This is a genomic window from Mesorhizobium sp. M0052 (assembly GCF_040323255.1).
Classification (GTDB): Bacteria; Pseudomonadota; Alphaproteobacteria; order Rhizobiales; family Rhizobiaceae; genus Mesorhizobium.
In genome coordinates this window covers 237,687-257,570 of record NZ_JAMYUS010000004.1, presented here as the reverse complement: position 1 = coordinate 257,570, position 19,884 = coordinate 237,687, and the positions used below count along the sequence as shown (strand labels likewise).

Annotated in this window: 18 protein-coding genes and 1 pseudogene; 5 read left to right on the top strand and 14 right to left on the bottom strand. The window is 63.0% G+C overall.

Features of this window, described 5'->3' with window-relative positions; all coding sequences use genetic code 11:
- Positions 1-9 precede the first annotated feature (9 nt).
- Entirely contained in the window at positions 10-1,161 is a 1,152-nt protein-coding gene (locus NKJ77_RS07050) for a ceramide glucosyltransferase (protein WP_023669632.1), read from the bottom strand.
- A gap of 221 nt (positions 1,162-1,382) precedes the next feature.
- Here NKJ77_RS07050 and apaG point away from each other — a divergent pair, with 221 nt between their 5' ends.
- Positions 1,383-1,775, top strand: a complete 393-nt coding sequence (gene apaG / locus NKJ77_RS07045) for a Co2+/Mg2+ efflux facilitator ApaG/CorD (RefSeq protein ID WP_023669631.1) — start codon at positions 1,383-1,385, stop codon at positions 1,773-1,775.
- 185 nt (positions 1,776-1,960) lie between these two features.
- On the opposite strand, the gene NKJ77_RS07040 is transcribed toward apaG, so the two are convergent.
- The 3 genes from NKJ77_RS07040 to NKJ77_RS07030 form a co-directional block, all read right to left on the bottom strand.
- On the bottom strand, positions 1,961-2,992 hold the full coding sequence (locus NKJ77_RS07040) for an Hsp33 family molecular chaperone (protein ID WP_031195623.1): 1,032 nt from the start codon (positions 2,990-2,992) through the stop codon (positions 1,961-1,963).
- A 108-nt stretch (positions 2,993-3,100) separates the two neighbouring features.
- Positions 3,101-4,012, bottom strand: a complete 912-nt coding sequence (argF, locus tag NKJ77_RS07035) for an ornithine carbamoyltransferase (protein WP_023669629.1) — start codon at positions 4,010-4,012, stop codon at positions 3,101-3,103.
- A gap of 18 nt (positions 4,013-4,030) precedes the next feature.
- Positions 4,031-5,230 (bottom strand): aspartate aminotransferase family protein, encoded by a 1,200-nt coding sequence (locus tag NKJ77_RS07030; protein WP_023669628.1) that lies wholly within the window; start codon positions 5,228-5,230, stop codon positions 4,031-4,033.
- A 358-nt stretch (positions 5,231-5,588) separates the two neighbouring features.
- Here NKJ77_RS07030 and NKJ77_RS07025 point away from each other — a divergent pair, with 358 nt between their 5' ends.
- Entirely contained in the window at positions 5,589-6,107 is a 519-nt protein-coding gene (locus NKJ77_RS07025) for a GcrA family cell cycle regulator (protein WP_023669627.1), read from the top strand.
- A gap of 111 nt (positions 6,108-6,218) precedes the next feature.
- Here NKJ77_RS07025 and NKJ77_RS07020 read toward each other — a convergent pair whose 3' ends face one another.
- The 3 genes from NKJ77_RS07020 to NKJ77_RS07010 all read right to left on the bottom strand — a co-directional run bounded on the left by NKJ77_RS07020 (position 6,219) and on the right by NKJ77_RS07010 (position 9,425).
- Positions 6,219-7,226: a magnesium and cobalt transport protein CorA gene (locus tag NKJ77_RS07020; protein WP_023669626.1), complete on the bottom strand. Its 1,008-nt coding sequence runs from the start codon at positions 7,224-7,226 to the stop codon at positions 6,219-6,221.
- A gap of 95 nt (positions 7,227-7,321) precedes the next feature.
- The gene (gene phoU, locus NKJ77_RS07015) at positions 7,322-8,044 is read right to left on the bottom strand and encodes a phosphate signaling complex protein PhoU (protein WP_023669625.1); all 723 of its coding nucleotides are present in this window, start codon (positions 8,042-8,044) and stop codon (positions 7,322-7,324) included.
- Positions 8,045-8,159: 115 nt separating this feature from the next.
- Positions 8,160-9,425: an ATP-binding protein gene (locus NKJ77_RS07010; protein WP_023831971.1), complete on the bottom strand. Its 1,266-nt coding sequence runs from the start codon at positions 9,423-9,425 to the stop codon at positions 8,160-8,162.
- Between the two features lie 101 nt (positions 9,426-9,526).
- On the opposite strand from NKJ77_RS07010, the gene ppk2 reads away from it, so the two are divergent.
- Positions 9,527-10,432, top strand: coding sequence for a polyphosphate kinase 2 (ppk2, locus tag NKJ77_RS07005; RefSeq protein ID WP_023831970.1), 906 nt, complete (start codon positions 9,527-9,529; stop codon positions 10,430-10,432).
- A gap of 199 nt (positions 10,433-10,631) precedes the next feature.
- Here ppk2 and NKJ77_RS07000 read toward each other — a convergent pair whose 3' ends face one another.
- Both NKJ77_RS07000 and NKJ77_RS06995 read right to left on the bottom strand, forming a co-directional pair.
- Positions 10,632-11,270, bottom strand: coding sequence for an acyl-homoserine-lactone synthase (locus NKJ77_RS07000; RefSeq protein WP_023692538.1), 639 nt, complete (start codon positions 11,268-11,270; stop codon positions 10,632-10,634).
- A gap of 275 nt (positions 11,271-11,545) precedes the next feature.
- The gene (locus tag NKJ77_RS06995; protein WP_023669621.1) at positions 11,546-12,277 is read right to left on the bottom strand and encodes a helix-turn-helix transcriptional regulator; all 732 of its coding nucleotides are present in this window, start codon (positions 12,275-12,277) and stop codon (positions 11,546-11,548) included.
- A 303-nt stretch (positions 12,278-12,580) separates the two neighbouring features.
- On the opposite strand from NKJ77_RS06995, the gene NKJ77_RS06990 reads away from it, so the two are divergent.
- Entirely contained in the window at positions 12,581-13,390 is an 810-nt protein-coding gene (locus NKJ77_RS06990) for an ABC transporter substrate-binding protein (protein WP_502902101.1), read from the top strand.
- A gap of 84 nt (positions 13,391-13,474) precedes the next feature.
- Here the strand turns inward: NKJ77_RS06990 and NKJ77_RS06985 are convergent, their stop codons facing one another.
- Positions 13,475-13,888 carry a tellurite resistance TerB family protein gene (locus tag NKJ77_RS06985; RefSeq protein ID WP_023688697.1) on the bottom strand — a complete coding sequence of 138 codons (414 nt, stop codon included), beginning with the start codon at positions 13,886-13,888 and terminating at the stop codon, positions 13,475-13,477.
- Positions 13,889-14,044: 156 nt separating this feature from the next.
- Between NKJ77_RS06985 and NKJ77_RS06980 the strand changes: the two genes are divergently transcribed.
- The gene (locus NKJ77_RS06980; protein WP_352534656.1) at positions 14,045-15,694 is read left to right on the top strand and encodes a lysine--tRNA ligase; all 1,650 of its coding nucleotides are present in this window, start codon (positions 14,045-14,047) and stop codon (positions 15,692-15,694) included.
- On the opposite strand, the gene NKJ77_RS06975 is transcribed toward NKJ77_RS06980, so the two are convergent.
- The 4 genes and pseudogenes from NKJ77_RS06975 to NKJ77_RS06960 all read right to left on the bottom strand — a co-directional run bounded on the left by NKJ77_RS06975 (position 15,657) and on the right by NKJ77_RS06960 (position 19,884).
- The gene (locus tag NKJ77_RS06975) at positions 15,657-16,529 is read right to left on the bottom strand and encodes a thermonuclease family protein (protein WP_352534654.1); all 873 of its coding nucleotides are present in this window, start codon (positions 16,527-16,529) and stop codon (positions 15,657-15,659) included. The two genes, NKJ77_RS06980 and NKJ77_RS06975, sit on opposite strands and share 38 nt — an antisense overlap.
- Before the next feature lie 8 nt (positions 16,530-16,537).
- On the bottom strand, positions 16,538-17,188 hold the full coding sequence (locus NKJ77_RS06970; protein ID WP_023715330.1) for a S24 family peptidase: 651 nt from the start codon (positions 17,186-17,188) through the stop codon (positions 16,538-16,540).
- 319 nt (positions 17,189-17,507) lie between these two features.
- A pseudogene (locus NKJ77_RS32385) lies at positions 17,508-17,626 on the bottom strand (thioesterase family protein); the annotation flags it as partial.
- A gap of 38 nt (positions 17,627-17,664) precedes the next feature.
- Complete coding sequence (locus tag NKJ77_RS06960) at positions 17,665-19,884, bottom strand: 3-hydroxyacyl-CoA dehydrogenase NAD-binding domain-containing protein (protein ID WP_352534650.1); 2,220 nt, start codon at positions 19,882-19,884, stop codon at positions 17,665-17,667.

Below are 19,884 nucleotides of genomic sequence, written 5' to 3'. Positions count from 1 at the left end.
CGCGAGGCGTCACGCTCCCGACGAAACCTCTTCCAGTTCGGCCGTCTTGGTGCCGATGGTCATGGTGTTGCCGCGCCAGTCGACGGCGCCGCTCAGCCAGCCGCGCGCCCAGATGGCGGGAAGCATCATGTCGCGGACCATCATCGCCGGGACCATGCGCAGCGACAGATGCCAGCCCTTGGCCGCGGCCAGCGCGCATTCGGGAATGTAGGCCGCCGTCAGCACGGCCATCACCGTGGCCGGCAGGCTGATGCCGGCACTTGCGGCCGCCACCAGCGCCAACGCCAACGGCACGGCGACGCCGGTCAGGATCTCGGGTGCGAAAAACAGTGGGAAGGTGACGCGGCGCAACCGCGCCCAGCGCGCCTGGCGCGACCAGATGTCGGCAAGTCGGCGCTGCCCCAGTGGTTGCTCGAAAGGCGAGGCAACGAGATTGACGTGCAGGCCCAGTCCGTTGACCAGCTTGGTTGCAGCAGCATCCTCGGCGATCTCGGCGGCCAGCGCGCGGATACCGCCATTGGTATCGAGCATCGGCTTGTTCCACAGCATGCTCTTGCCCTGGGCAAAGCCGAGACCGAGCGCCTCGCCGGCATATTGCCAGCGCGCCTGCAGCGTGTTGAGGAACGCGCATTCGACCTCGGCCCAAAAGCCATCCGGCCGAGAGCCGATCGGCGTCGAGCAGATAAGCCCGGTATTGGTCCGCCAGGCCGCCATCAGGTGCTGGACGTAATCCCTTGGCATCAGCACGTTGGAATCCGCCAGAATAACCCAATGATAGCGCGCCGCTTCCCAGCCCTTGACGCAGTTGTTGAGCTTCGGGTTGCTGCTGACGCGGTCGTCGCCGATCAGCAGCCGGGCCGGCACGTTGGGAAACAGGACGATCGCCCTGTTTATCAGTTTGACGACGGGATCGTCGGCGTGAGCGACGCAGAAGATCAGTTCGTAGCGCGGCCAGTCGAGCGAGAAGGCTCGCTGCAGCGTCTCTTGTGTGAACGGCTCCACGCCGCGCGACGGCACGACGATCGAGACCGGTGGCTGCTCGCCGGACGGCGGAGGGATAAGGCGACGCGCTTGCAGTTTCGACGAAGCAAGCAGGATGCTGGCGAGATTGGAAAGAAGCAAAGCGGAGGAAGCGAAGGCGGCTGTGAGAGCTGGTTCCATCGAGATCTGGTCACTCCGGAAAGGCCGCTCGCGGCTGCTTTGTCAGTCGACAGATGGGCCTTGAGTCGCCGGCAAGGTTTGCGCACACCAACATTGTCATGTGTCACTTAAATGACATTGTTTGTCGGCACTGCGCTTTGAGGCTGGCAGGACATGCCGCTCTGCGCGTATCAAACCGCATGGCGCGACAAATGTTCCCTGCTGCGCAACCGGAGCAGCCCATGTACCGCGCCGTCACGCGCAACATCGAAGTGCAGGTCAGACCGTTCTACCTGGAGGACCGCTCGGACCCGGCGGAGAACCGTTATGTCTGGGGCTACCAGGTGACGATCGACAACCAGTCGGACGATTTCGTGCAGCTTATGGCGCGTTACTGGCACATCACCGACGGCAGCGGCCGGGTCGAGGAAGTGCGCGGCGCCGGCGTGGTCGGCGACCAGCCTGAGCTCAATCCCGGCGACAGCTATCAATACACGTCAGGCTGCCCGCTCTCGACGCCCTCCGGCTTCATGGTCGGCCACTACACCATGCGCAACAAAAAGGGCGAGACGTTCGACGTCGCTATTCCCGCGTTTTCGCTGGATCTGCCGGGGACCCGACGGACGGTGAATTAGGGGTTTTCTCCCCGTCACTATACGGGGAGAAATGCCCGGCAGGGCAATGAGGGGCAGCGCCAGAGTCATGAGGTTATCTTCCACGCACATGACCTAGGCTATGCGCGGCCATTCACCAAAGTTCGCGCTGCCCTCATCCGCCCTTCGGGCACCTTCTCCCCGTGAACGGGGAGAAGGAAGAGATGCTACTGAGTTGCAAACTCCGCCGGGTCGAAGTCGTACTGCTTCGAGCAGAACTCGCAGGCGACGTGGATGCCGCCATCTTCGGTGCTGTCCTTGATCTCCTGCGCGGAAAACCCCTCGAGGATGCCGCGTATCTTGTCCCTTGAGCAGGAACATTGGTCGGCGACCGGCACGCCGCCGAAGACGCGCACGCCATGTTCGTGGAACAGCCTGTAGAGCAGCCGCTCGGCGCCGATGGTCGGGTCGATCAGCTCGGTCGGCTCGATGGTGCCGAGCAGCGCCACCAGCTCGCGCCACGAATTGTCGGCCGGCTCCTGCGTCACGTCACGCGGATCGCCGTCGCCGCCCGAAATGTCGGGCACGCGCATGCGCTCGGGTGACTGCGGCAGGAACTGCGCCAGGATGCCGCCGGCGCGCCACTGCTCACGAGCGCCGCCGGGACCTGGCGTCAGAAGCTTGGCCACCGACAGCCTGAGGTCGGTCGGGATCTGCTCCGACTGGCGGAAATAGGTGCGCGCGGCGTCCTCCAGCGTCTCGCCGTCGAGCTGGACGATGCCCTGATAGCGCTGCGTGTGCGCGCCCTGGTCGATGGTCAGCGCCAAAACGCCGCTGCCCAGCAGCGTCTGCTGCGAGGTCTGGCCTGCGGCCACCAGGGCCTCCAGCCGGTCGGCGTCGAAACGCGCATAGGCGCGCAATGCCGAAGGCGTGGAGAAATCCGCGACCAGCATGTCGACCGGGCCGTCGGTGCGGGTCTGCAGGATGAACTTGCCTTCGAATTTGAGCGAGGTGCCGAGCAGCACCGTCAGCACACAGGCTTCCGCGAGCAGGCGGGCGACCGGCTCGGGATAGTCGTGACGGTTGAGGATGGCGTCGAGCATCGGCCCGAGTTGCACGGTGCGGCCGCGCACGTCGAGCGGGCCGACCTCGAAGGGTACGACATGATCGTCGCCGGCATAGCCGAACTCGCCGAGTTTGGGGTGATGTTCAGTCACTTGATGCGTTTCCAACATGACAAAGCTCCAGGGCGCGGCCATGCGGCCCGGAGGGGTGCATGCGTCCAAACGCGCTTGATTTGCGTGATGGGGCGCAAATAGGCATCGCGCCGCCCCGGATCAAGCGCTTGGAGATCAAGCGCCTGGAGATCAAGCGCCCAGACACCAGGCCAAAACCGCCTTCTGGGCGTGGAGCCGGTTCTCGGCTTCGTCGAAGACAACCGAATGCGGACCGTCGATGACCTCGTCGGTGACTTCCTCGCCGCGATGCGCCGGCAGGCAGTGCATGAACAGGGCGTCGGGCTTGGCCCTGGCCATCAGCGCCGCATTGACCTGATAGGGCGAGAAGACATTGTGGCCGCGGGCGCGGTGTTCCTGGCCCATCGACACCCAGCAGTCGGTGACGATGCAGTCGGCTTGGTCGACGGCTTCCTCGGGCGAGCGGGTGAAGTGCAGCTTGCCGCCATTGCTCTTCGACCAGTCGATATGCTTTTGCGCCGGCTCGCTGCCTTCCGGCACTGCGACGTTCAGGTTGAAGCGGAACCGCGCCGAAGCTTCGAGCAGCGAATGCAGCACGTTGTTGCCGTCGCCGGTCCAGGCGATGGTCTTGCCGGCAACCGGACCGCGATGCTCCTCGAAGGTCATGATGTCGGCCATCAGCTGACAGGGATGGGTGTCGTCGGTCAGCCCGTTGATGACCGGAATCGTGGCATTCTCGGTCAGCTCGAGCAGCCGCTCATGCGACGTGGTGCGGATCATGATGGCGTCGACATAGCGCGACAGCACCTTGGCGGTGTCGGCAATGGTCTCGGAACGGCCGAGCTGCATTTCGGTGCCGGTCAGCATGATGGTCTCGCCGCCGAGCTGTCGCATGCCGACGTCGAAGGACACGCGCGTGCGCGTCGACGGCTTGTCGAAGATCATGGCCAGCACCTTGCCTTCGAGCGGTTTGGTCCGTTCGCCGGCCTTGAGGCGCGCCTTGCGCACCACCGCATCGTCCAGCATCAGGCGCAGATCGCCTTCGGAAACGGCGGAAAGATCGGTGAAATGGCGAAGGCTCATCGGGAATGGTTCTCGGGATTACTTCGCGGCGGCCGCGGCGATGGCGTCGGTCAGGCCCTTGGCGCCGGCGCGGATGCGATCGAGCGCTTCGCCGATCTCGGCGTCGGTGACGGTCAGCGGCGGCAGCAGACGAATGACGTTGTCGCCGGCCGGCACCGCCAGCAGATGCTGGTCGCGCAGCGCCATGTTGACCTTGGTGTTGGGCATGGCGCATTTCAGGCCAAGCATCAGGCCGCTGCCCCTGATGCCTTCGATGACATCGGGAAATTCGTCGGCGACCGCCGCCAGGCCCTGCTTCATCAGCAATGCCTTGCGCTGGACGTCTTCGAGGAAGCCGTCTTCCAGCACGACGTCGAGCACAGCGTTGCCGACCGCCATGGCCAGCGGATTGCCGCCGAAAGTGGTGCCATGCACGCCTGCCGTCATGCCGACGACAGCGTCGTCGGTGGCGAGGCACGCGCCCATCGGGAAGCCGCCGCCAATGCCCTTGGCAATCGCCATGATGTCGGGCGTCACGCCGGTCCATTCATGCGCGAACAGCTTTCCGGTGCGACCGATACCGCACTGGACCTCATCGAAGATCAGCAGCAGGCCGTGCTGGTCGCAGAGCTGCCGCAGCCGTTTCAAGGATTGCGTCGGCACCGGGCGGATGCCGCCCTCGCCTTGCACCGGTTCGATCAGGATCGCGGCGGTCTCTGGTGTGATCGCCTTCTCGGCGGCGTCGATGTCGTCGAAGCCGACCTGGTCGAAGCCTTCGACCTTGGGCCCAAAACCTTCGAGATATTTGTACTGGCCGCCGGCGGCGATGGTCGCCAGCGTGCGGCCGTGGAAGGCGCCTTCGAAGGTGACGACCCGGAAGCGCTCGGGATGGCCCTTGACGAACTGGTAGCGCCGCGCCGTCTTGATCGCGCATTCGAGCGCCTCGGCGCCGGAATTGGTGAAGAACACCTTGTCGGCGAAGGTGGCGTCAGCCAGCCGCTCGCCGAGCCGGGTCTGCCCCGGGATCTCGTAGAGATTGGAGACGTGCCAGAGCTTGGCCGCCTGTTCGGTCAGCGCCGAGACCAGATGCGGATGGCTGTGGCCCAACGAATTGACCGCGATGCCGCCAGCGAAATCGAGATATCGCTCGCCCTTGTCGGTAACCAGCCAGGTGCCTTCGCCATGATCGAAGGCCAAAGGGGCGCGGGCAAAGGTCTCGTAAAGCGCCGAACCGCTCATTATATGCGTCTCCGGTACCGGAAAAATCAAAAAAGCCGCCAAAGCGGCGGCCTTTGCGGCTTATCGTGTTTTTCGGCCATGAAGTCAACGAAAACGTCGTGCAGAGGCGCGTGGCCAGCTCCCGACGAGACGCCGGCTCATAAGCGACCGGGCAAGTTGGGGAAAACCTAAAAAACCGATTCGTGTTGCACCTGGGACTCTTGTCACCGAGTCAACACATGAGGTAATTGTAGTCGGGAAATAACTAGATTTCGTGCGGCGGACCTAATCACCTAATATATGTGGTGTCTGCCCCGGCAAAGATTGCCGGGTCGGGAACGGATTCCGGCTGCCGCACACTTAGCAGGAGCGCGGTCTCATGAACTGGACTGACGAGCGGGTCGAACTTCTCAGGAAACTGTGGTCGGAGGGCTTGAGCGCAAGCCAGATCGCCGCACAACTCGGCGGGGTCAGCCGCAACGCGGTCATCGGCAAGGTGCACCGGCTGAAGCTGTCGGGCCGCGGACGCTCGACCGCGACGCCGGCGCGTCAGAAGAAGACAACGCAGGGATCTTCGATCCAGAAATCGGTGCCGCGCGCCGCAACCACGCAGCGCCATGTCACGACGTCGATCGGGGCGAACGCGCTGCAGGCGCAGTTCGACGCCGAGCCAGTGGCGCGCCACTACATCCGCCCGGTCGAAAACGTCGTCGTGCCGATCTCGCGGCATCTGCAGCTCACCGATCTCACCGAGCGCACCTGCAAATGGCCGAATGGCGACCCGCTGTCGGAAGACTTCAACTTCTGCGGCAACGAGGCGGCCGAAACCGGACCTTACTGCAAGTACCACGCAAGGGTGGCGTTCCAGCCGGCTTCAGAGCGGCGCAGAAGCCGGTAGTTAGGAATAGGGATTGGGGACTGGGCAGTAGGGAATGGGGTAGCGCTCGTGAGGCGCTACCTTATTCTGCCTACTGCCTACTGCCTACTGCCTACTGCCTACTGCCTACCATCACAGCCACCCACTCTTCCGAAATCGCCAATACAAAAACGAGCAGATCAGCGCGATCGAGACCAATACGACGGGATAGCCGTATTGCATCTTCAGCTCCGGCATGTCGTCGAAATTCATGCCGTAAATGCCGGCGAGCGCCGTCGGCACCGCCAGGATCGCGGCCCATGAGGCCAGCTTCTTGGTGTTCGCGGTTTCCTGGCTCTGGCCGACCAGCAGGCTGGCTTCGAAAGCGAAGGCCAGAACCTCGCGCAGGCTGTCGATCTTTTCCTGCACGGTGCGGATATGATCGGTGACATCGCGAAACAGCGGATGCATGGCGGTATGGATCTGCGGCAGGTCGGCGCTGGTCAGCCGGCGGCAGACCTCGACCAGCGGCAGCGCCGCATTGCGCAGGCGCAACAGATCGCGGCGCAGCATATAGAGCCGCTCGATGTCGGGACCGGTCATCGGCTTCAGCAGCACCCTGTCCTCGATCGCCTCGACCTCGTCCTCGATCTGCTCGAGCACCGGCATGTAGTTGTCGACGATGAAGTCGAGAATGGCGTAGAGGACGAAATCCTCGCCCTTGGCCAGTGAGTGCGGACAGCTTTCCCAGTGCTGGCGCACGGCGGCGTATGAGGTCGAGGGACCATGCCTGACGCTGACGATATAGCCTGAGCCGACGAACAGATGCGTCTCGCCGAAGGTGACGCGTCCGTCGATCAGCTGTGCAGTGCGGGCAACGATGAACAGCGCATCGCCATATTGCTCGATCTTCGGCCGCTGGTGCGGATGTTCGGCGTCTTCAATCGCAAGCTCATGCAAATGGAATTGCGCCTTGACGCGCAGCAGAAGCTCGCGGTCGGGTTCGAGCAGCCCGATCCAGACGACATGGCCCGACTTCTTGGCCCATTCACCGGCTTCCTCGATCGGAATGTCGGCGATGCGCTTGCCGGCGGTGTAGACGCTCGACGCGATGATGCCGGACGATGCCGGCGCCGGCTTGAACTCTCGGACATATTCCATCGCAGCCTCCTGAGCGCCTGGCCTTGGCCAGGAACCGAGACGCTAACATCCGGGTAGTTTAGCGCAACATGATTAAGCGTTCGAGGGGCGCGCGATCACTTCACCGGCAGCGCCGGAAGGGCAATCTTGTCGGTCTTGTCGCCCTTTGGACGCTCGGCCGGCAACTGCTCGCCGGTGACGATGTAGTAGATCGTCTCGGCAATGTTGGTGGCGTGGTCGCCGATGCGCTCGATGTTCTTGGCGCAAAACAGCAGATGCGTGCACGGCGTGATGTTGCGCGGATCTTCCATCATGTAGGTCAAAAGCTCGCGAAACAGCGAGGTGTACATGGCATCGATCTGGTCGTCGCGGTCGCGAACGAAGCCTATTTTCTCGACCGAGCGCGAGGCATAGACGTCGAGCACTTCCTTGAGCTGGGTCAAAGCGAGTTCGGCCAGCGCCTCGAGGCCGCGAAACAGGCTGGTCGGCTGGCGGCCATCAATGACGCTGACCACACGCTTGGCGACGTTCTTGGCGAGGTCACCGACCCGTTCGAGGTCGGCCGAAATGCGGATGGCGCCGACGATCTCGCGCAGATCGGTCGCCATGGGCTGGCGCTTGGCGATGATGACGATGGCTTTGTCGTCGATTTCGCGCTGGCCCTCGTCAAGCACGATGTCGTCGCGGATGACCTTCTGGGCGAGGCCGGGATCGGCATTGACCAGCGCCTGGATCGCCTGCTCGACCATGCGCTCGGCATGGCCGCCCATCGCAGCGATGCGCTTCGCCAGGTATTTCAGCTCTTCGTCATAGGCGCTGACAATGTGTACGGACTGCATGGGCGAAATGCCTTCCTTAAATCTTTGGCCTTTTGAGTCGTTTCCTCGACCCCTGTGCTGATACGCTAGCCGGATGACAGAAAGAAGAAACAGGCAGTTAGCAGATAGTACCGCCTCAGCCTGCCGGCAAATGGACCGTGAACGCCGCGCCCTTGCCAACCTCCGACTTGATCGAAAGCCGGGCGTTGTGGCGCGTCAGAATATGCTTGACGATGGACAGGCCAAGACCGGTGCCTTTCTGCGTGCGGCTGCTCTCCACGTCGACGCGATAGAAGCGCTCGGTAATGCGCGGTATGTGCTCTTCCGGGATGCCCGGGCCGTAGTCCCTGATGGTTACATCGATGCCCGGTTCCGGGCCGGCCTCGCCCCGCGCGATCGACACCGTGACGCGTCCGCCAGGCTGGCCGTATTTGCAGGCGTTTTCCAAGAGATTCTCGAACACCTGGAACAGCTCGTCGCGGTCTCCGGGCACGTCGAGCGGCCCTTCGGCGTAGTCGCGTTCGATGACGACGCCGTTCTCGCTGGCGAGCGGGCCTAGTGAATCGATGACGCTGTCGATGGTCTGGCGCAGATCGACCTCGGTTCCCGGCCTCAGGTAAGGCTTCATTTCAAGCCTCGACAGCGACAGGAGATCGTCGATGAGGCGCGCCATGCGGCCGGTCTGGTTCTGCATGATCTGCAGGAACTGCTCGCGCGCCGCCGGATCGTTGCGGGCCGGGCCGCGCAACGTCTCGATGAAGCCCGAGATTGAAGCAAGCGGGGTGCGCAACTCGTGGCTGGCATTGGCTATGAAGTCAGCGCGCATGCGGTCGATGCGGCGCGTCTCACTCTGGTCCTTGAATACCAGCACATAGAGATCGGTGGCGTGGCCGACCGAGGACGCGCTGACCCGGTAGGCCCGTTCCACCGGCAGCTTCTCGGTGTAGTCGACGGCATCGGAGGCGACGGTTCCCGACAGCACGCCGTCCAGCAAGGCCTGCATTTCCGGCGCGCGGAATTTTAGCGACAGCGACAGGCCGGGCGCGATACCGACAAAGGCGGCAAAGGCGGCGGCATTGGCGTGGACGATGGTGGCGGTGCGGTCGAAGATGATCAGCGGATCGGCAACGGCAGCCGCAAGATATTCGCCGGAAAGCCGCTGCAGCCCGCTCGCCTCGACCGTGGTAATGGTCTCAGCAGACCGGCTGGCGCCACCGGTTGGCAGAAGCGCGGCGGCCAGCAGCACCGTCAACGCAGCCAGGACGACATAGGCGGAGATACCGGCAAACCCATAAACGGCCAGGATAGCGATCGCACCGGCGGCCAGCAGCCATCGGCTGTTCCACAGCCGGCCGGCGACGGCCTGCCCCGTGGTTGTCCGCTCTGCCCCGGTGTCAGCCATCGTGCTTTCCGTGCTTCTGCGCCGGTCCCTCCGAAACTTCCGCTGGACCGAGTTTGAGGCCCCCCATAGCATGAGTCCGCAAGCTGGAAAGGTTCGTCTCGATGAAAAAAGCCAAGGAAAGTCCCGCCGCAGAGCCGGCAAAGGGGCCGCTGAAGATCAAGGTGGACGGCAAGGAGCGGGAGTTCGACATCGAAAACCCTGAGCTTCCCAGCTGGATCGAGGACCACAAACTGACCGCAGGCGACTACCCCTACGACAAGAAAATGAAGAGCGAGGAGTATGACGAGACGCTGGAGCGGCTGCAGATCGAACTGGTCAAGGCGCAGGCCTGGCTCCGGGCGACCGGCAGCAGAGTGATGTCGCTGTTCGAGGGGCGCGATGCCGCCGGCAAGGGCGGCACCATCTCGGTGCTGCGCCAGTATCTCAATCCTCGAACCGCGCGCAATGTGGCGCTGACCAAGCCGACCCCAACCGAAGTCGGGCAATGGTACTACCAGCGCTACGTCGCCCATTTCCCGACATCGGGCGAATTCGTCACCTTCGACCGGTCCTGGTACAACCGCGGCGGCGTCGAGCCGGTGATGGGCTTCTGCACACCGGAACAGCATGCAAAATTCCTCGACGAGACGCCGCATTTCGAGCGGATGATCTCCAACGACGGCATCTATTTCTTCAAATTCTGGCTCAACATCGGCCGCGAAACCCAGCTCGAACGGTTTCACGACCGCCGCTGGTCTCCGCTGAAGAACTGGAAGTTCTCGCCGATCGATATTGCCGGCATTACCAAATGGGACGACTACACCAAGGCGCGCGACCAGATGGTCGAGCGCACGCACAAACAGTTCGCGCCCTGGATCATCGTGCGGGCCAATGACAAGCGACGCTCGCGGCTGGCCGTCATGCGGCGCATCCTGTTGTCACTGCCCTATGATGGGCGCGATCTCGACGCCATCGGCAAGGAAGATAAGAAGATCGTCGGCGACGGGCCGTCGTTTCTCGAGAAGTAGAGACTGGCCTCGATGCAGAGGCTGAAATTACAGAGCCCACCCCCACACGGAGGTGGGCTCTGTGGCCATTGTCTAAAGCGCGTCGCATTTGAACGGATTCACGCGACGCGCTTTAGGTCTTTGTTTCATGCATGTCGTTCTCTCAAAACCCGGGCCACTTTGAGCGACATGCATTAAAGCGCGTCGGGTGAAGACAGTCTCACGACGCCTGCCGCATGCCGAGCATGTGGGGGGTGCCCCTGACCAACACCGGGGCGTGATGGTTGCGGCGCGAACGCACGACATCCAGCGTATGCTCGTTGAAGGTCAGCAGTGTGGCGACGACCTGCTGGTTGCCATAGGTGCGCTGGTAACCGAGCGGCGTCGCCAGGAAGTGCAACTGCAGCGTCCGCAGCACCCACACCGGCTCGACCTCGATAATGACCTGATCGACATTGCGAGCAAGGCCCCATTCGACGAAGCCGGCGATCAGTTCGGTGCCGACCGTAGACACGCCGCGCTTGCCATCGCGAAAGCCTGGCGCCACCGCGTAACGGGTTAGCTCCCAGACATTCGGTCCCGAAGGGCGCTTTCCCTCGCAGAGTTCCGGCATCACATCGCTAAGGAGATGCGGCCGTGTGGTCGGCAGCATCCGATGATAGCCTGCAAGCTCGCCATTGCGGATGACCAGGTGGTGTTCGGCCTCATCATGGTCGAATTGATCGATTTCGAGGCCGTCCGGGCGATCGAGATCGGTCCACCGCATCTCATCGACGAAGACCTTGTAACGCAGGCGATGGACGGCCTCCCATAGGTCGGGACGTTCCATCAGTTGTTGAGTGGTAAGGGAAAATAGCATTAGCCGTCTCCTGGGCTTAAGAGGAAGATACGGCCGGGCTTTCCCGAAAAAATTGCGCGAAGGTGTTGGCAAGGATTTCCAGGCTGCCACAGCCGACATGGCTAATATAGCTGCGTCTAAACGCCTCCGCGATGGCGTGCACCCTGTTGGCGACGCCGAGTCTGCTTTTGGCGTTAAGAAAGCATTAGCCGTCTCAAGAGGACGACAGGGGCCGGTCTTTTCTGAAGATATGACGCCAACAATGCGGCCATAAATTTCGGGCCGCCAGAACCGGCCTAGCTGATATAGCCGTGCCTGACTGCTTCGGCGACTGCCTGCACACGGTTGGCGGCGCCTAGTTTGCTCTTGGCGTTGAGAAGGTGTTTCTCAGAGGTATGCTCCGAGATGCCGAGGATCTGCGAAATCTCCCACTCGGATTTTCCGACCGCCGCCCATTGCAGGCATTCGCGCTCGCGCGGCGTCAATTCAATGTGATCGATAGATTTGCCGGCCGTCGTTTGAAGCTGCATGGCGCGGCCGATGGCATAGGTGGAGGCCAGCGAGACCATTGCGAATTCGGCTTCGGACAGTTCGACCGCCTCACCGCCCAGCGAGACCAGCGCGATCTGGCCTTCGAGCGTGATCAGCGGGAAGGCGAGGCCGTCACGCAGCTTGAACTGGCGGGCGTCGCGCATTACCTCGGCGCTGCTCTTGTCGGCGGGCATGCTTTGAACGGCATCGCGCCATTGGAATGGCGCCCGAAACTGCTTCAAATGGCTGACGACCGGATCGTGGTCGACGTAGTTGCGCGATAAGTAACGCTCCAGCCATTCGCTAGGCCAATCGCAGAGCAGCACATGGTCCTTCGTCTGGCTGCTTGGTGTACCGGGCTGCGGCACCGTTGCGGCTATCAGGGCCGTCAATCCGAAATTCGAGGTGACACTAAGTAGCTGCTCGCACACCGCAGCCGACGTGTCGGCACGCTGCACCCGGTCAATATATTCAAGTGTCCGGTCAAAATAACCCATCGCAACATCTACCCCATGTTGCCTACCGCTCTTGAGACCGATGCTACGTGCCTGACCCGCACTTCGCCATCAACCCCGGATTGCATAGCCACATCCTTAGCTTTTCTAACGCCAGCGACCGCCAACCTCGGGCCGACTCTGTGCGGCTATTTGCAACCTCACCAAAGCATAACCCGAAATTTGCCCGTTGAAATCAAAAACAATTGTGCCTGCGCCGTTTTCGTATCACAAGCCAACGGCCAAGACGGGCGGAGTTTTTTCGTGACACCTCGCTGGATAGCCATCGCCTTACTGTCGATGCTGATGGGAGTGCAGCCGTTTGCCGGCGCTGCGCGAGCCGCGGAACCGCAGGTACCGGTGCTTTGGGATGCCAAGGAGCGGCTGCCGAAACCGGACCTTTCGGCGCTGCCAAGGCTCAGGTTCCTCACCACAACCGATTTCCCGCCCTTCAACTTTCTCGACGGCACGGGCCGATTGTCCGGCTTCCACATCGACCTGGCGCGGGCGATTTGCGCCGAACTCGACATCGCCGACAAATGCCAGATCCAGGCGCTGCCCTGGGCCGAACTCGACGACGCGTTGCAGAAGGGCGAAGGCGAGGCGATCATCGCCGGCATCGCCGCTACGCCGGAGACGCGGGCGAAGTACAGCTTTTCGCGCTCCTATCTACAGTTTCCGGCGCGCTTCATCATGCCGAAGACCAAGGCCTTCGCCGAGCCGATCCTCGACAAATTGCGCTCGAAGCGGGTCGGCGTGCTGGCCGGCTCGGCGCATGAAAAGATGCTGCGCGACTATTTCGGCACCGTGCAGATCATCCGATTCGACCGGCCGGAAGACCTCTACAGCGACTTGAAGAGCGCCAAGATCGATGCCGCCTTCGGCGACGGCATGCGCTTTTCCTTCTGGCTGGGCGGCACGGACGCCGCCGGTTGCTGCCGCTTCGCCGGTGGCCCTTACCTGGCGCCGGAATATCTGGGCTCCGGCATGACCATTGCCACCCGGGCCAGCGACCCAGCGCTGGCCGCAGCCATGGACTACGCGCTGCAGGAGATATCGGTGAAAGGCACCTTCGCCGAATTCTACCTCCGCTATTTCCCGGTCAGTTTCTTCTGATCCGGTTCCAGGTCGTTTCTTCTGATCCGGTTCCCGGTCAGCTTTTTCTGATCCGGTCCCGGTCAGCTTCCTCTAGGGGCTGGATCAGGTCAGCGTGCGCAGGCGGGCCTTCGCCCCGCGCGCGATGGCCGCGGCAGTCAGCGTGTCGAGATCGAGTTCACGCCGGATCAACTGCAGCACCCGCAATTCCTCCATGCGCATTTCGAGATCGACCGCGGCAACCTCGAAGGCCGCGGCATAGGCGGTGTCGTGCAGCCGTTCGGGCAAAGTCTCGGCGACACGCTCGAGCACGCCTTCCAACCCATCCTTTTCATGCAGCATCTTCTGGCAGTCCTGCGCAATGGCGATCAGCCTGTCCTGCTTGAAATCCTCGAACACCGGCCAGCTGCGGACGACGTCGCCGATGCGCGCCAGTTCGATATCGGTCATGTCGCGATCGGAAGCCGAGGTGATGACCATCAGGTAGATCAGGGCTTCATGGGTGGACGGCAACGGCATTCAAGACTCCTTGATAGTGAGGGTCGAAGGTAGGGACGCTACGGCGCCGTCGCAACGAAAACGCCTGATATCGTTGACGCTCCGCCCTGTCGCGCCTAGAGACCCGGTTGAAAAATCTTACCAGCCGCGAAAGCCGGCCATGACTGGAACTTTGACATGACGGGATCAAACATCGCCGATCTCAACCCCGAAATGCTTGCGGCAGCCGCCGAAAGCAAGGCTTGGCCGTTCGAGGAAGCCAAAAAGATCATCGAGCGCTACAAGGGCGGCGACTTCCCGGAGATCATCCTGTTCGAGACCGGCTACGGCCCGTCGGGCCTGCCGCATATCGGGACGTTCGGCGAGGTCGCGCGCACCTCGATGGTGCGCCATGCCTTTCACGTGCTGACCGGGAACAAGGTCAAGACCAAGCTGCTCTGCTTCTCCGACGATATGGACGGCATGCGCAAAATCCCCGACAATGTGCCGGATCGCGCAGCCCTCGAGCCCTATCTGCATATGCCGCTGTCGGCGGTGCCCAATCCGTTCGGCGGCGACTATCCGAGCTTTGGCGACCACAACAACGCGATGTTGTGCCGCTTCCTCGACACGTTCGGCTTCGACTACGAATTCGCCAGCGCGACGCAGTACTACAAGGCCGGCCGCTTCGATGCGATGCTTGTGCGCGCAGCCGAGCGCTACGACCAGATCATGGCGGTGATGCTGCCGACACTGGGACCCGAGCGCCAGGCGACCTACAGCCCGTTCCTGCCTATCTCGCCGAAGAGCGGGCGCGTGCTCTACGTGCCGATGAAGCATGTCGACGCCAAGGCCGGCACCATCACCTTCGACGATGAAGGCACCGAGACCACGCTTTCGGTGACCGGCGGCAAGGTCAAGCTGCAGTGGAAGCCGGATTTCGGCATGCGCTGGGCAGCGCTCGCCGTCGATTTCGAAATGTTCGGCAAGGACCACCAGACCAATGCGGTGATCTACGACCGCATCTGCAACATTCTCGGCGGACGCGCGCCGGAGCATTTCGTCTACGAATTGTTCCTCGACGAGAACGGCCAGAAGATCTCGAAGTCGAAGGGCAACGGGCTGACCATCGACGAATGGCTGCGCTACGCGCCGACCGAAAGCCTCGGCCTCTATATGTACCAGCGGCCAAGGCAGGCGAAAAAGCTCTATTTCGACGTCATCCCACGCGCCGTCGACGAGTACTACACCTTCCTCAACGCCTATCCGCGCCAGGACTGGAAGGAGCGGCTGGGCAATCCGGTCTGGCACATGCATGACGGCAAGCCGCCTTCCATCGACATGCCGGTGCCGTTCTCGCTGCTGCTCAACCTGGTCAGCGCCTCCAACGCGCAAAACAAGGATGTGCTGTGGGGCTTCATCTCGCGCCATGCATCTGGCGTGACGCCGGCGACGCATCCCGAACTCGACCAGCTGGTCGGTTTCGCCATCCGCTACTTCGACGATTTCGTGAAGCCGACGAAGACCTTCCGGCCGGCCGACGATGTCGAACGCGTGGCGCTGGAAGCGCTTGGCAACGCGCTTGCTGGCCTGCCGGCCGGCGCCGACGGCGAAGCGATCCAGAACGCTTCGCTCAACGTGGCGCGCAAGATCGAACGCTATCAGGACCATTCGAAGAAGAGCCCGGACGGCGGCCCTGGTGTCTCGGGCGCTTTCTTCCAGATGATCTACCAGGTGCTGATCGGCCAGGAACGCGGACCGCGCTTCGGTTCGTTCGCAGCCCTCTACGGCATCGCCGAAACCCGCGCGCTCATTGAGCGGGCGCTGGCTGGTCAGCTGGCGGCGTAATTTCCGTCCCGGCCGGCGGCGTGTCCATCGCCGGGGCATCGAGGATCGGTTGCGACGCCGTCGGTGCCGCAACCGGCGTTGGCGCCGGTGGCAGGCCGCCAAGATCGGGCGCGGCACCGAAGACGCCCTTCTTGGCGGCGCGCGCCTTGTCGCCCGCTTCGACATAGGGGCCGCCTGCCGTGGCGCGCGCCCAGCCGTTTTCGACCAGCCACTGGCCGACATCCAGCTTGCCGATGCGGCATTCGGCGGCGATCAGCGCACGGTCGGCCTCCGGCGGCACCTTGCAGGCAACGGCCCGGCCGCGCAGGAAAGACCGGAACGCGGTGCGCGCCCTGATACCGCAAGCCCAGGACTTGCCGCCCTCGGTGCAGGTCTCGTCTTGCCTGACGATGTCGATGCCGGAGACCGTCACGGAATAACCATTGGCTTCGATCAGGCCGGCGGCGGCCGCGACCGGCTGGAACAGTTTTGTTCCTCCCCAGTCGTCGACCGCTCTGCGCCCACGCGGCTTGGGCGGTCCGGCCAGCGCCAGGTCGCTCAGCGGCTCGCGTGGCTCAACCCGTTCAAGTTCTTCTACCGGCAGCGGCGGCGGTGCGATGGCCTCGGGATCGATCGCCCTCGAATGCACCTGAGGCGAGTGCATCGGAGGCTTGACGGGCTGGACCTCGGGGATCGCCGACGTCGCCGGCTCCTCGGGCACGGCCTCGGTGTCCGGGTCGATCTGGTCGACAGTAATGGCGGGGCCGTCGCGATGCAGCGCGCGACCGCCGGCGACGACAATGGCGACCATCACCGGGATCGCCAGGAGGGCTATGAGGATTTGAAGCAGACGCACCGCGAGACCTACTGGCTTGCCCAGACGATCCGCGCCACCCATTCGACATCGCGCATCGCGATGTCGCGGTCCGGATGGTCGGGGTTGAGCGAAATCAGCACGATCGATTTCGTCGTCTGGCGGTCGAGCACCTTGGCCATGACTTCGCCGGCATTGGTCTTGACGACGACGCGGTCGCCCTTGCGGGTAGCGGCGCCCGGCTCGACGATCAGCACATCGCCATTGCGGTAGAGCGGCAGCATGGAATCGCCCTGCACCTTCAACGCATAGGAGGTTTCGGTCGCCCGTGCCGGAAGCTCGACAAGGTCCCAGCCCTGGCCTGAGGGATAGCCGGCATCATCGAAGAAGCCGCCGGCGCCGGCCTGGGCGAAGCCGAGCAGCGGCACCGCTGAACGCTGCGGGGCTAACGAGCCCGAAGCTGTCTTGGCGCGGCCTTCGACCAGTCCGGTGAATTCGTCGAGCGAAGCGCCTGTCGCCTCGATGATCTTGGCCAGCGATTCGGTCGAGGGCCAGCGCGGTCGCCCATCCGAGGACAGCCGCTTCGACTTGTTGAAAGCGGTGGAGTCCAGACCGGCTCGCCGGGCCAGGCCGGAGGCCGACAATGAATAGCGCTCGGCGAGAGCGTCGATGGCTGCCCAAACTCGGTCATGCGAGAGCAATTCGCTCTCCTCAAAACAGGAAAAAATACCTTTTCCTTCTAACGCGCGGTCATCCGATTGTCCACCGGCGCGCGGCCCGATCCCCTAAAAAGCTGTGTGCGGCGAAGTCGTCATGGATGCCTCAAACTGCCTTGGCAAGGCTGCGCAATCCTTGGTGGGAGGTCATGCAAACCCGCTCGGCCTCGGTCGGCGGCCGCGGTTGAACGGAGCGGGCAAGCGTCCTATTGGACGCGCCAAGGACGCAGTAGCATTTGATTTGGCGCATGATCCTTTCCGAAAATCGATTCCGATTTTCGGGGTCATGCGCGAGGCCGGCGAGCATCATGTAGCGGGCGTTGTTGAGATGGAGGTTGAAGTCGATGTCGGCAGGCAGCGAAAAGCCAGCCGACTTTCGCTGCCGACCGCGTAAGGGCCACGGCGCCTTGTCGTGGCCATCATGCAAGCAAGGCGCCCTCAGACGTACATGGGGCGCTAGCTCAAGCGGCCTTCTGCACCTCGCCTTTTGCATAGGGATCGAAGCGCTGGTAGAAGGTCTCGCCCTTCTCCGCCAGGTCGAGCAGCAGCTTGGGCGCCTTGAACTCGGCGCCGTATTTCTTCTGCAGGCCCTTGGCTATTCTGACGAACTCCCCGGCGCCGATGCCGTCGATATAGGACAGCGCGCCGCCGGTGAATGGCGCGAAACCAAAGGCGAGGATCGAGCCGACATCGGCCTCGCGCGGATCGGTGACGATGCCTTCCTCCATCACCCGGGCCGCTTCCAGCGCAATGGTGACCAGCAGGCGCTGCTGCAGTTCCTCATAATCGACCTTCTCGGCCTTCAGCTGCGGGTAGAGGTCCTTCAGCCCCGGCCACAGCTTCTTCTTGGCAGGCTTGGCCGGATAGTCGTAAAAACCCTTGCCGTTCTTGCGGCCGAAGCGGCCATGGGTGTCGACCAGCGTGTTGATCAGCGCCATCTGCCTGGGGTCGACAGACTTGTCTCCGAGATCCCTGACGGTCTGCTTCATGATCTTCTGGGCAAGGTCGATCGCCGTCTCGTCGGTCAGCGCCAGCGGGCCGACCGGCATGCCGGCGGCCTTGGCGGCATTCTCGATCATCGGCGCCGGAACGCCTTCGATCAGCATCTTGTAGGCTTCCGACATGTAGCGCAGCACGCAGCGGTTGACGTAGAAGCCGCGCGTGTCGTTGACGACGATCGGCGTCTTCTTGATGGCGCGCACGAAATCGATCGCGGTGGCCAGCGCCTTGTCGCCGGTCTTCTTGCCCAGAATGATCTCGACCAGCATCATCTTGTCGACCGGCGAGAAGAAGTGGATGCCGACGAAATTCTTCGGCCGCGCCGAATTCTTGGCCAGCGCGGTGATCGGGATGGTCGAAGTGTTGGAGGCGAAGATCGCCGACGATTTCAGCACGGCTTCGGCCTGCTCGGTGGCAGCCTTCTTGACGGCCGAATCCTCGAAAACCGCCTCGACCACCAGATCGCAGCCGGCGAGATCGGCATAGTCGGCCGTCGGCGTGATCAGCGACAGAAGTCTGTCCTTCTCCTCGGGCTTGGCGCGGCCCTTCTTGACCTGATCGGAGATCAGGCTGTCGGAATGCGCCTTGCCTTTTTCGGCCGACGCCATGTCGCGGTCGAGCAGGACGACCGGGATGCCGGCGTTGGCGGTGACAAAGGCGATGCCGGCGCCCATGAAGCCGGCGCCGAGAATACCGATCTTCTTGAACTTGGTCTCCGGCACGCCGGCCGGACGGCGGGCGCCCTTGTTGAGCTCCTGCAGCGAGACGAACAGCGAGCGGATCATCGCTGCTGCTTTCTTGGACTGCATGATTTCGGTGAAATAGCGCTGTTCGATGCGCAGACCGGTGTCGAACGGCACCAGCAGGCCCTCATAGACGCATTTCAGGATGGCCGCGGCGGCCGGATAGTTGCCGTAGGTCTCGCGACGCAGGATGGCGATGGCCGGCGGCCACAGATTGAAGCCGGCGGGCGAATAGATCAGGCCGCCGGGCAGCTTGAAGCCCTTCTCGTCCCAGGGTTGGACGGCTTTCAGGCCGTTCCTGATCATCGCCTTGGCGGTCTCGATCAGCTTGCCGGGTTCGGCGATCTCGTGGATCAGCCCCATCGCCTTGGCTTTCTGCGGCGACAGCGTCTGGCCGGTGGTCAGCATCTGCAACGCCTGCTGCTGGTCGGTCAGGCGCGGCACGCGTTGGGTGCCACCGGCGCCGGGGAAGATGCCGACCTTGACTTCCGGCAAGGCCATCTTGACCTTTTCGGAGTCAGCGGCAACGCGGCCATGACAGGCCAGCGACAGCTCGAACGCGCCGCCCATGCAGGTACCGTTGATCGCCGAGACCCAGGGCTTGCCCGACGTTTCGAGCTTGCGCCACAGGCCCCCCATGCGGCCGGCATTGTCGAACAGAAGCTGTGCCGCCTTCTCCGGGTCCTTGGTCTTCTCCTTGGCAAATACGGCCAGCATCTTCTGCAGCATGGTCAGGTCGGCGCCGCCGGAGAAGCTGTCCTTTCCCGAGGTGATCACCGCGCCCTTGATGGCGGCGTCGGCCACCACCTGGTCGATGATCTTGTCGAGCTCGTTCATTACCTCTTCGGTGAAGACGTTCATCGAGCGGTCCGGCATGTTCCAGGTGACCAGCGCGATGCCGTCTGCGTCGGTGTCGACCGTGAAGTTTGTATAAGTCAT

Coding starts and splice junctions, on each gene's coding strand:
- NKJ77_RS07050 (WP_023669632.1), bottom strand. CDS start 1,161: ATGGAACCAGCTCTCACAGCCGCCTTCGCTTCCTCCGCTTTGCTTCTT.
- apaG (WP_023669631.1), top strand. CDS start 1,383: ATGTACCGCGCCGTCACGCGCAACATCGAAGTGCAGGTCAGACCGTTC.
- NKJ77_RS07040 (WP_031195623.1), bottom strand. CDS start 2,992: ATGGCCGCGCCCTGGAGCTTTGTCATGTTGGAAACGCATCAAGTGACT.
- argF (WP_023669629.1), bottom strand. CDS start 4,012: ATGAGCCTTCGCCATTTCACCGATCTTTCCGCCGTTTCCGAAGGCGAT.
- NKJ77_RS07030 (WP_023669628.1), bottom strand. CDS start 5,230: ATGAGCGGTTCGGCGCTTTACGAGACCTTTGCCCGCGCCCCTTTGGCC.
- NKJ77_RS07025 (WP_023669627.1), top strand. CDS start 5,589: ATGAACTGGACTGACGAGCGGGTCGAACTTCTCAGGAAACTGTGGTCG.
- NKJ77_RS07020 (WP_023669626.1), bottom strand. CDS start 7,226: ATGGAATATGTCCGAGAGTTCAAGCCGGCGCCGGCATCGTCCGGCATC.
- phoU (WP_023669625.1), bottom strand. CDS start 8,044: ATGCAGTCCGTACACATTGTCAGCGCCTATGACGAAGAGCTGAAATAC.
- NKJ77_RS07010 (WP_023831971.1), bottom strand. CDS start 9,425: ATGGCTGACACCGGGGCAGAGCGGACAACCACGGGGCAGGCCGTCGCC.
- ppk2 (WP_023831970.1), top strand. CDS start 9,527: ATGAAAAAAGCCAAGGAAAGTCCCGCCGCAGAGCCGGCAAAGGGGCCG.
- NKJ77_RS07000 (WP_023692538.1), bottom strand. CDS start 11,270: ATGCTATTTTCCCTTACCACTCAACAACTGATGGAACGTCCCGACCTA.
- NKJ77_RS06995 (WP_023669621.1), bottom strand. CDS start 12,277: ATGGGTTATTTTGACCGGACACTTGAATATATTGACCGGGTGCAGCGT.
- NKJ77_RS06990 (WP_502902101.1), top strand. CDS start 12,581: ATGGGAGTGCAGCCGTTTGCCGGCGCTGCGCGAGCCGCGGAACCGCAG.
- NKJ77_RS06985 (WP_023688697.1), bottom strand. CDS start 13,888: ATGCCGTTGCCGTCCACCCATGAAGCCCTGATCTACCTGATGGTCATC.
- NKJ77_RS06980 (WP_352534656.1), top strand. CDS start 14,045: ATGACGGGATCAAACATCGCCGATCTCAACCCCGAAATGCTTGCGGCA.
- NKJ77_RS06960 (WP_352534650.1), bottom strand. CDS start 19,884: ATGACTTATACAAACTTCACGGTCGACACCGACGCAGACGGCATCGCG.